At 69.7% G+C, this 10,311-nt stretch carries 8 protein-coding genes; 4 read left to right on the top strand and 4 right to left on the bottom strand.

What is annotated here, in order from left to right:
* Window positions 1-269 precede the first annotated feature (269 nt).
* Complete coding sequence (locus tag HUO13_RS14880; RefSeq protein WP_211901939.1) at window positions 270-1,304, bottom strand: GDP-mannose 4,6-dehydratase; 1,035 nt, start codon at window positions 1,302-1,304, stop codon at window positions 270-272.
* A gap of 341 nt (window positions 1,305-1,645) precedes the next feature.
* Between HUO13_RS14880 and HUO13_RS14875 the strand changes: the two genes are divergently transcribed.
* Together HUO13_RS14875 and HUO13_RS14870 are read left to right on the top strand one after the other, a co-directional pair.
* Entirely contained in the window at window positions 1,646-2,413 is a 768-nt protein-coding gene (locus tag HUO13_RS14875) for a thioesterase II family protein (protein ID WP_211901938.1), read from the top strand.
* Window positions 2,414-2,419: 6 nt separating this feature from the next.
* The gene (locus HUO13_RS14870) at window positions 2,420-3,541 is read left to right on the top strand and encodes an amidohydrolase family protein (RefSeq protein ID WP_249124831.1); all 1,122 of its coding nucleotides are present in this window, start codon (window positions 2,420-2,422) and stop codon (window positions 3,539-3,541) included.
* Between the two features lie 141 nt (window positions 3,542-3,682).
* Here the strand turns inward: HUO13_RS14870 and HUO13_RS14865 are convergent, their stop codons facing one another.
* Both HUO13_RS14865 and HUO13_RS14860 read right to left on the bottom strand, forming a co-directional pair.
* Entirely contained in the window at window positions 3,683-5,023 is a 1,341-nt protein-coding gene (locus tag HUO13_RS14865) for an MFS transporter (RefSeq protein ID WP_211901937.1), read from the bottom strand.
* Window positions 5,024-5,073: 50 nt separating this feature from the next.
* Window positions 5,074-5,847: an SDR family oxidoreductase gene (locus HUO13_RS14860; protein WP_211901936.1), complete on the bottom strand. Its 774-nt coding sequence runs from the start codon at window positions 5,845-5,847 to the stop codon at window positions 5,074-5,076.
* A gap of 376 nt (window positions 5,848-6,223) precedes the next feature.
* On the opposite strand from HUO13_RS14860, the gene HUO13_RS14855 reads away from it, so the two are divergent.
* Window positions 6,224-7,315, top strand: coding sequence for an alpha-hydroxy acid oxidase (locus HUO13_RS14855; RefSeq protein ID WP_249124830.1), 1,092 nt, complete (start codon window positions 6,224-6,226; stop codon window positions 7,313-7,315).
* Window positions 7,316-7,603: 288 nt separating this feature from the next.
* On the opposite strand, the gene HUO13_RS14850 is transcribed toward HUO13_RS14855, so the two are convergent.
* Window positions 7,604-9,028 carry an aldehyde dehydrogenase (NADP(+)) gene (locus HUO13_RS14850; RefSeq protein ID WP_211901934.1) on the bottom strand — a complete coding sequence of 475 codons (1,425 nt, stop codon included), beginning with the start codon at window positions 9,026-9,028 and terminating at the stop codon, window positions 7,604-7,606.
* A 167-nt stretch (window positions 9,029-9,195) separates the two neighbouring features.
* Here HUO13_RS14850 and HUO13_RS14845 point away from each other — a divergent pair, with 167 nt between their 5' ends.
* Window positions 9,196-10,302: an alcohol dehydrogenase catalytic domain-containing protein gene (locus tag HUO13_RS14845; RefSeq protein ID WP_211901933.1), complete on the top strand. Its 1,107-nt coding sequence runs from the start codon at window positions 9,196-9,198 to the stop codon at window positions 10,300-10,302.
* Window positions 10,303-10,311: the final 9 nt, after the last annotated feature.

The following is a 10,311-nucleotide window of genomic DNA, read 5'->3' as shown; positions in this document are numbered from 1 at the left end:
TTCCACCCTCAACCCGTCTGCGGCCGCCCCCGCGGACGGGCCGGAGCCCCGCCCGCTGCGGCAGTTCCAGGAGCGTTTTGGTGCGCCCGGGCACGGCGAACGCGCCGGGCGCGCGAACTCACGTCAGCACGGGGCCGGTCGCACGCGCTTCCTGCCCATCGGCATGCGCTCAGTTTCCTCAACCCAGTGCAGGGAAATCCCTAGATCGGCCCGATGTGGAAGGCATCCTCCACGGCAGGCCGGGCCTCGTCAGCCCGCGGACCCGTCGATCACCAGCTCGCGGCGGAGAGCACCGCCGCGTAGTCGCGCTCGCGCGATGCCTGCCGGAGGTCGCTTTCGACCATCATGGTCATCAGCTCCCGGAAGTCCACGGTCGGCTCCCAGCCCAGCTGCTCGCGAGCGCGCGTGGAGTCGGCGCACAACGTCTCCACCTCCGCCGGGCGCACCAGCTCCGGGTCGATGGCGACGTGTTCCTCCCAGTCCAGGCCGGCGGCCTCGAAAGCGATCCGCACCGCCTCGCGCACCGAGTGCATCCGGCCGGTTCCGACCACGAAGTCCGAGGGCTCGTCCTGCTGCAGCATCAGGTGCATGGCCCGCACGTAGTCGCCCGCGAAGCCCCAGTCCCGCACCGCGTCGAGGTTGCCGAGGTAGAGCTTGTCCTGCAGCCCGAGCTTGATCTGCGCCACCGCGAGCGAGATCTTGCGGGTGACGAACTCAGCGCCCCGGCGGGGCGACTCGTGGTTGAACAGGATCCCCGACACTCCCCACACGCCATAGGACTCGCGGTAGTTCTGGGTGATGTAGTGCCCGTAGGTCTTGGCAACGCCGTAGGGGCTGCGCGGATGGAACGTGGTGCGCTCGCTCTGCGGGGTCTCGGCCACCTTGCCGAACATCTCCGACGACGACGCCTGGTAGAACCGGACGCCGCCGGACCCGGAGTTCGCCCCCGAACCGCCGCGCCCGCTGACGATGCGGATCGCCTCCAGCATCCGGAGCACGCCCATGCCGTTGACCTCGGTGACCAGCTCGGCCTGCTGCCACGACATCGGCACGAACGAGATCGCGCCGAGGTTGTAGACCTCGTCCGGCTGCACCAGATCGACCGCCGAGACCAGGCTGCCCTGGTCCATCAGGTCACCGTCCACGAAGGTCACGTCGGCGGCCAGCCTGCTGATCCGCGACTTGCGCGGGTTGGCCTGGCCGCGGATCAGCCCCCACACCTGGTAGCCCTGCGCGAGCAGGTGCTCGGCCAGGTACGAGCCGTCCTGGCCGGTGATCCCGGTGATCAGCGCACGTCGGGACATCTGTTCCCCTTCCACCACCTGCGACAACGAAGCACCCGTGCGGACGGCGGGCGGCGCGGCGGAGGCGGTTCGCGCGGGGCGAGGCGCGCCGGGCACCGGCGGGTCGACGGGCGTCCGCCGGGCGACTCGGCCCGGCCGGAGCGGTGTCCGACGCTTGCAGCCGCCCGCACCGCATGTCAAAGGAACCAGCGCGATCCCGGGAAAATCCAGCCGGAAACTAGGGAATCGACAAGTTCTGCGCGCCGCACGCCCGGGTCGGCCAACACTAGGAATTTCCCGGTCCGCGTGCTGCTGTACTCGGCGACGAGTGCGCTGACGCCCCCAACCCCCGGAGGAAGCCCGTGTCCGATCTAGCCCCAGGAAGCTGGCTGCGGCGCTATTTCCCCTCCCCCGAAGCCGCGGTGCGGCTGGTGTGCTTCCCGCATGCGGGCGGATCGGCGAGCTTCTACCGGCCGGTGGCGTCAGCGCACTCCACACATGCCGACGTCGTGGTCCTGCAGTACCCGGGCAGGCAGGACAGGCACCGGCATCCGTTCATCGAGACGATCGACGACTACGCCGACGCGATCACCTCGGTGCTCGCGTCCGAGCCCGAGCTGCCGACGGCGTTCTTCGGACACAGCATGGGCGCCACGCTGGCGTTCGAGGTGGCGCACCGGCTGGAGCTGGGCGCGGGCCGGCCACCGCGGGCACTAATCGTCTCCGGCCGCCGCGCGCCCGGCACCGTCCGCGAAGAGCGGGTCCACGAAAGCGACGACGAGGGCTTGCTCGCCGAGCTGCGACGGCTCAACGGAACCGGAGCGGCGCTGGACGACGAGGAGATCGTGCGGATGTCACTGCCGGCCATCCGCAACGACTACAAGGCGATCGAGACCTATCCCCCGCGCCCGAACCGCTCGGTCAGCTGTCCGGTGTGGGCCCTGGTGGGCGACGACGACCCGAAGACCACAGTGGACGAGGCGTTGCGGTGGAAGCACCACACCTCCGCGCTGTTCGGGATGCGCACCTTCCCCGGCGGGCATTTCTACCTGACCGAGCACGCGTCCGCGGTCAACGCGGAGATCCGCAAACGGCTCGACGAGCTGGAGCAGCCGGCTTCCAGTCGATGAACGGAGTTGGGGAATCCGGGCACCCACCGCCGTTCATGCCGCGGCGTCGGCGCGGACTGGACGTTCCCCGAGTGGGCGGCGGCCATGCACGGCACGGCCAAACCCCACTACCAGCCCGAGGACGTCTACGCGGGCACCCTGCTCGGCCGCCTGGAGGCCCTGCACTCCGGCGTGACCACGATGCTGGACTGGCACCACGTCGCGCAGGGCCGCGAGCACGAGGACGCCGCCGTCGCCGCTCTGCGGGACGCGCCGGGACGGTCGATCTTCTGCCTGGGCGCCGGATGGGGCACCCCCGCCCCCGTCGACGCCGAGATCCGCCGCGTCCGCTCCGACCTGCCCGGCGACGGCCTGGTCACCATGGCGCTGGGCCTGCGCGGAGCCGATGACACCAGCATGGGCACCGTCGCCCGGGAGCTGGAGCTGGCAGCCGAACTCGGCCTGCGCACCAGCCTGCACACCGTCGCCGCCGGGACGCAGCGCCCGATCGCCGACTTGCACGAGCACGGTCTGCTGCGCGACACCACCACGTTCGTGCACGCCAACGGGATCAGCGACGAAGAGCTACGGATGCTCGCCGACGCAGGCAGTTCGGTGTCGATCAGCCCGGACGTCGAGCTGAAGATGGGATTCGGATCACCCATGACCGGCCGGGCGTTGGCCGCCGGCCTGCGCCCGACGCTGTCCATCGACGACGTCCCGTCGGTCGGCGGCGACATGTTCTCCACCATGCGTACCGCCTTCGCCGCGCAGCGCGGCCTGGACGGCGGCCTGCGCTCCCGGGACCTGCTGGAGTTCGCCACCGTCGATGCCGCCCAGTCGTGCGGGCTCGACGCCCGAACGGGCAGCATCACGCCCGGCAAGGACGCCGACCTCGTCCTGCTGCGCGCCGACGACCTGACCGTGTTCCCGGTCACCGACCCGGTCGCCACCATCGTCAGCGCCGGCCATCCCGGTCTGGTGGACACCGTTCTCGTCGCCGGCCGCGTGGTCAAACGCGACGGCGTGCTGGTGGGCGTGGACCTGGCGGCGCTGAGGACCCGACTGGTCGAATCACGCGACCGGATCGCGGCGGCCGCCGGCATTCCGCTCGACGGCACGTGGCGCCCACTGCCGGAATCGGAGTAGAAGCACCTGGCTGTGCACGTCAAAACGGTGCCCGAAGGGGGTAAGCCGACCCAATCCGACTTGTGGTTCCTCGAGGGTCGGCCCCGCCTTCGAATCGACACCCCTGGCACAGGCCGTCCGGAAACCCGTGCTCGACCGCGGTCAGCGCCCCGCATCGTGATCGGAACGCAGGTCGCGCCCCCGGGTTTCCCGGACGATCAACGCGCAGACCAGGCCGGTCAGCGCCGCCACAGCCCACAGCGATGCGATCGGCCAGGAGGCACCACCTGCCGCGTTGACGAGGGCACCCGTCACGAGCGGCACGAACCCTGCCACGACACCGCCGAGCTGATAGCCGATCGACGTGCCGGTGTACCGGACGTTCGGCCCGAACAGTTCCGCGTACAGCGCGGCGGTGGGCCCGTACATACCCGCGTGCGCTACTGCGAGCGCGAGCAGCATGGCCAGCCAGGTGAGTCCCACCTGCCCGGTCGCCAGCAGCCAGAAGAACGGGAAGGCGAGCAGGGCGGTGAACGCGGCAGCGGTCAGGAACACCGGACGTCGGCCGAGCTTGTCGGACAGCGCACCGAAGTAGGGCACCGTCAGCCCCTCGACCACGGCCGCGATGAGCATCCCCGTCAGCAGTACGCTCCGCGACAGGCCGAGGTGGGCAGAACCGTACGACAGCACGAAAACCGAGACGATGTAGAACGGGACGCCGGCTGAGACATACATGCCGACGGTCAGGGCGATCGCCTTCCAGTGGTGGCGCAACGCCTCCACGGCCGGCAGCTTGCGCACCCGCCCCGACTCCTTCACGTGGACGAACGCCGGAGTCTCGGTCATGTGGGACCGGATGAACAATCCCACCACGATCAACACGATGCTGAGCAGGAACGGGATCCGCCAGCCCCAGGTGAGGAGATCGTCGTCGGGCAGCAGGGAGAGCGCGGCGAACACGCTGGACGACAGCACGAGACCAAGGGGAACGCCCATCTGCGGCAGGCTGCCGTAGAAGCCGCGCCGGTGGCGCGGCGACGACTCCACAACCATGGTCACCGCGCCGCCCCACTCGCCGCCGACGGCGAAGCCCTGCAGGAAGCGCAGTGTCACGAGCAGGATCGGCGCCCAGATCCCGATGGTCTGGTAGCCAGGTAGCAAGCCGACGAGGACGGTCGCCGCGCCCATCAGGAACAGCGTGAGCATGAGTGCGTTCTTGCGCCCCACGCGGTCCCCGAAGTGCCCGAAGATGACACCGCCGAGCGGGCGGACGATGAATCCCACCGCGAACGTGGCGAATGCGGCCAGCGTGCCGGCCGCGGGTGAGAACTCGGGGAAGAACTCCGTGCCGAAGACCAGCGCCGCGGCGAGACCGTAGATGTAGAAGTCGTACCACTCGATCGTGGTGCCGATCATGCCGGCCAGCCCTGCTCTGCGGGTGACGGCCGGAGGCACCTCGTTGCGTCGTTCATCTGCTTCGGCTGCGAAGTGGGTGTTGCTCATGCGGGTTCACCGCTCTCGTCGTTGGGAGTCGGGGGAACTGCCTGACCGGGTCAGAGAGCCGGCACCAGGCCGCCGTCGCACCGGAGGGCAGTGCCCGTGATGTATGCGGCCGGTGCGCTGCACAGAAATGCGGCCGCGGCGCCGAACTCGTCCGGTTCGCCGTAGCGCCCCGCCGGGATCGCGGCCTTGGACGCGGCCTCCACCTCGCTCAGCGACTGGCCGGCGCGCTGGGCGGTGGCTTCGTCGATCTGCCGAGCGCGGGGAGTCGCGATGCGCCCGGGCAGCAGGGAGTTGACCGTCACGCCCTGGGGAGCGACCTCGGTGGCGAGGGTCTTCAGGTACCCGGCGAGCGCCGCCCGGCCGAGGTTGGACAGCGAGAGGTTCGGCAGGGGCGCCTGCACACTCGTCGAGCTGATGCTCAGGACGCGGCCCCATCCCTTCTCGAGCATCGCGGGGAGGACGCCCTGCACCAGGATCTGCTGGGGTTTGACCAGGGTGGCGATGGCCTGCTCGATCCCGGCGGTGTCGGTGGCGCGGGCCGGCCCCGGAGCTGGACCTGGTCCGTTCAGGACGAGGATGTCGAGGTCGCCGACAGCCTCGCGGGCAGCCGCGAGGAGCTGCTCCGCACCACCGTCCGCGAGCAGGTCGCAGCTCACGCCGACCGCGTTGGGCAGTTCACCTGCCACCTCCTCGGCTCGGTCGCCCGACCGGCCCGTGACCACGACGCTGACGCCTTCTCCCGCCAGAGCCCGGGCGGTCGCCCGGCCCAGCCCGGACGTGGACGCGCACACGAGTGCGGTTTTCCCATGCAGACCGAGTCGCATTCCGTCTCCTTGTCTCAAATATAAGACGTCGTCTGACAACCAAGGCAGATGGTTGCCCGCCCGAAGCCGCACGTCAAGACTTGACTCCGCTCGATACCTGAAACCACAATCCGAGTTCTCAGACTTAGTCCAATATTTCGTCGTCCTCTGAACGGCCTTTGGCATCCGCATATCGAGAGGCATGAGAGTGACCGCCACCCAGCCCCAAGCTCCAGCCGCAGTCCCGGCCTCAGCCCGCGAGCGGCCTCGCATCGCGCGACAGCGTCCCCGGTGGACCGAGCTCCGGAAGCTCCTCCGGCTGCGCCGACCAACTCTCAACCCGGTCGAACGGCGACTCGGCGCCGCGCTGAGCATCGGCGATCTGCGGGCGGTGGCGATGCGCACGACTCCGCGCGCGGTGTTCGACTACGTCGACGGCGCGGCGGACGCGGAGCTGACCGCCCGGCGGAACACGGCCGCGTTCGCGGCGGTCGAGCTCGTGCCGGAATACCTGTCCCCAGTCGACCACCCGGACCTTTCCACGGGCGCGCTCGGGCGGGAGATCTCAATGCCGCTGATCTTCGCGCCGACCGGCTACACCCGGATGATGCACCACGAGGGCGAGGCGGCGGTCGCACGCGTCGCCGCCCGCCACGGCCTGCCCTACACACTGTCCACAGTGGGCACTTCCACCGTCGAGGACATCGCCGCGTCGGCTCCCGGCGGCGAGCACTGGTTCCAGCTCTACCTGACCCGCGACGAGCGCCTCAACGCGGAACTGCTCGACCGCGCGCTGGCGGCCGGGTTCACCACCGTGGTCCTCACCATCGACACCCCGGTGGCGGGCAGGCACCCCAAGGATGTTCGCAACGGCCTCACGATCCCACCGTCGCTCACCACGCGGACGCTGTTCGACATGGCCCGCCACCCGTCCTGGGTGCTGAACAAACTGACCACCGCCCCGATCACGTTCGCGTCGCTGAGCAGCATGGCCAGCGGCGCGATCGACGCCGTGCGGGTCGCCGACGTCGTGTTCGAACCGACGCTTAGCTACGACCACCTGGCCTGGCTGCGCGCTCGCTGGCCGCATCGGCTGCTGGTCAAGGGAATTCTCAGCCGACGCAACTCACGCCGCGCCATCGAGACGGGCGCGGACGGTGTGATCGTGTCCAACCACGGCGGGCGGCAACTCGACCGCACACCGGCCACACTCGCCGTGCTGCCCGAAATCCGCGATGAGCTCGACGCCGACGCGCTGGTGATCCTCGACAGCGGCGTCACCCACGGCCAGGACATCATCGCCGCGATGGCGCTGGGGGCGGACGCGGTCATGATCGGCCGTGCCTACCTGTACGGCCTGATGGCCGGCGGCGAGCGCGGTGTGGAACGCGCCATCACGATCCTGCGCGAGGAGTACTCGCGCAGCCTGCAACTGCTCGGCCTGAACTCGACCGCCGCGATCGCGCGGCATCACGTGCGTGTGCCTTGAGCGATCCGCGGGCGGACGACGATGCCCGATCCATGCGCGCCACGGGAACCTGCCCACCTGAACGGGAAGCGGGATTGTCCCGGCGCCAGGGGCAGAGAAGCCGGGTCGAAGGACAGGCACTCAGAGCACGGCCTGCGAGCCACGGCGTGGGCCCGGACCCGACGCCGGTCGGCGATGCGAATGCGATCGCATTCGCTCAGGTGGTGCGAGGCACCAGCGGGGGCGCTACCGCAGTCGGCAGCGCCCCCAGCACACACCCGACGGGTTTCCGCGTCAGCAGCCCGGCCTTCAGCAGGCACGCTGGGGAATCCCCAGCGGGTTCGCGTCGCGCAGCGCCGGCGGCAGCAGGTGCTGCGGCACGTTCTGATACGCGACTGGCCGCAGGAACCGGGAAATGGCCTCGGTCCCTACCGAGGTCGTGGCCGGCGCCGTCGTGGCCGGGTAGGGACCACCGTGCTGCTGGGCAAAGGTGACCGAAACACCGGTAGGCCACTGATTCCACAGCACACGCCCGGCTTTGGCCGCCAGGACCCGGATCAACTCCCCTGCGACCACGTCGTCGTCCTCACCCTGGATGGACGCGGTCAGCTGCCCGTCGATGACCTTCGCCACCTCGATCAGTTCGCTCTCGTCCGCGTACTCGACGACCAGCGCGGCCGGCCCGAACACCTCCCGGAGGTGCGCCTGCGGAGCACTCAGCAACTCGGCCGACGTCGTGCGCAGGACCGTCGGCGACGCGTGATGGCCATCCACCAGGACACGCACTCCCACGGTGTCGCGCAACTCCCCCAGAGCACTGGCGTAGGAGCCCCGGATGCGGTCGTTGAGCAGGGTCAGCGGCTCGTCCGGGACCGCACCGGGCAGCCGGTCCACGAGCTCGGCCGACTCAGGCACCAGCAGGATTCCGGGCTTCGTGCAGAACTGTCCCGCACCGAGCGTGAACGACCCCACGAACTCCGAGACGATCGCGGGCCCGCGCCGCTCGGCGGCGGCATTCGTCACGAACACCGGGTTGACGCTGCCGAGCTCACCGAAGAACGGAATCGGCTCCGGTCGGCTGGTGGCGATGTCGAACAGCGCTCGGCCCGCCTCGATCGAACCGGTGAACGCACCCGCCTTCACCCGCGGGTCCACCATGACGGCACGGCCGGCCTCTGTCCCGAAGACAACGTCGAAGAGCCCCTCGGGCGCACCGGCGGAGGCCAGTGCGTGCTGCACAACCTCCGCGGTGGCGGCCGAAAGCTTCGGGTGGCCGGAATGCACCTTGACGATGACCGAGCAGCCCGCCGCGAGCACCGAGGCGGTGTCCCCACCGGCCACGCTGAACGCGAACGGGAAGTTGCCGGCGGCGAAGACGACGACCGGGCCGAGAGGTTCGAGCACCCGGCGGAGATCGGGACGCGGGCCCATCGGCCATGCCGGATCGGCGTGGTCGATCGTCGCCCCCAGGTACTCGCCCCGCGTCACCACCTGGGCGAAGAGCCGGAGCTGGAACACGGTCCGGGCCATCTCGTTGTGCAGCCGGGCTTCCCCGAGGGACGTCTCCTCGTCCGCGAGCACCACGAGCTTCGGCTCGGCCTCCTCCAGCGCCGAGGCGATGGCCTCCAGAACCGGGGCGCGGTCGGGCGGCCGGAGGCGGCTCCACTGCTCGAACGCGCCGGCGGCGGTGTCGAGCTTGTGCGCAAGGACTTGCGGGCTCGTCGCACCGGTCATCAGGCACACCCCTCAATGTTGTGTCTAATATTTCGAACATTGTCTCTCACTTAGTACACCGTGGCATGGCCTCCTTAGCCTCGTCAAAGCCTTGACGGCGACTGATTCCGTCTTGATACTCGACCAGCAAGACATCGTCTGAAGTTTCATACAAGGGGCGTGGCTCGATGAAAGCAGCAGTACTGCACCGGCCCAGTACGCCGTTGACCGTCGAGGACGTCGACCTCGACGACCCCGGACCGGGCGAGGTCCTCGTCCGCGTGCTCGCCGCCGGGGTGTGCCACAGCGACCTGCACTACATGAACGGCGATCTCAACGGCCGCCTGCCCGCGGTGCTCGGACACGAAGGAGCCGGTGTCGTCGAGCGGGTCGGCGAAGCCGTGACCCGGGTCCGCCCCGGCGACACCGTCGTCACCTTGTGGCGCCCGCGGTGTGGCGACTGCACGTTCTGTATGACCGGTCGCCCCGCTCTGTGCGCGCTGGGCAAGGTGCAGGCGAGTTCGGGCGGCCTGCTGGACGGGACGTCGCGGCTGGGCCTGAACGGCGAGAAGGTCCACCACCTCATGGGAGTGTCCTGCTTCGCCGAGAAATGCGTGGTGTCGGACCGGTCGGTCGTCGTGATCGATCCGACCGTCCCACCAGCGATCGCGGCGATCACCGGCTGCGCCGTGGTGACCGGGGCCGGCACAGCGCTCAACGTCATGGAGGACGCCACCGGGGCGGGCGTCGTGGTCATCGGTGCCGGCGGTGTCGGCCTCAGCGCGGTGATGGGCCTGCGGCTCATCGGCGCCAACCCGATCGTCGCGGCCGACACCGTGGACGCCAGGCTGGAAAAGGCGCTCGAACTGGGCGCTACCCACGCGGTCAACGTGCGCACGCACGACCTGGCCGACGAGCTCACCAGGATCTCGCCGAAGCCGATGACCTGGTCGCTGGACGCGGTCGGCACTCCGCAAACCCTCGCGCAGGCATTCGAGACCGTGGGAACCGGCGGAACCGTGGTCGCCGTTGGCCTCGGCAAGGTGGGGGCCACCGTCCCCGTGCCCATCAATCCCTTGGTGCAGCAGGAGAAGCGGCTGATCGGCAGCCTTTACGGCTCGGCCAACACCCCGATCGACATCCCGAAGCTGGTCGATCTGTTCAAGACCGGGCGCCTGCCACTCGACAGGTTGCTCGGCGAGCAGTACGAGCTGCCGGAGATCAACGAGGCGTACGCCGCGCTGTCGCGAGGTGTCACCGGCCGTGCGGTGATCACCCCTGGTGGAAAGCGGTGAATGGGGACC

Source organism: Saccharopolyspora erythraea, from assembly GCF_018141105.1.
In the GTDB taxonomy this organism is placed as follows: domain Bacteria; phylum Actinomycetota; class Actinomycetes; order Mycobacteriales; family Pseudonocardiaceae; genus Saccharopolyspora_D; species Saccharopolyspora_D erythraea_A.
This window is presented reverse-complemented; position numbering and strand designations above follow the sequence as displayed.

Coding starts and splice junctions, on each gene's coding strand:
- HUO13_RS14880 (WP_211901939.1), bottom strand. CDS start 1,304: ATGTCCCGACGTGCGCTGATCACCGGGATCACCGGCCAGGACGGCTCG.
- HUO13_RS14865 (WP_211901937.1), bottom strand. CDS start 5,023: ATGAGCAACACCCACTTCGCAGCCGAAGCAGATGAACGACGCAACGAG.
- HUO13_RS14860 (WP_211901936.1), bottom strand. CDS start 5,847: ATGCGACTCGGTCTGCATGGGAAAACCGCACTCGTGTGCGCGTCCACG.
- HUO13_RS14855 (WP_249124830.1), top strand. CDS start 6,224: ATGCGCACGACTCCGCGCGCGGTGTTCGACTACGTCGACGGCGCGGCG.
- HUO13_RS14850 (WP_211901934.1), bottom strand. CDS start 9,028: ATGACCGGTGCGACGAGCCCGCAAGTCCTTGCGCACAAGCTCGACACC.
- HUO13_RS14845 (WP_211901933.1), top strand. CDS start 9,196: ATGAAAGCAGCAGTACTGCACCGGCCCAGTACGCCGTTGACCGTCGAG.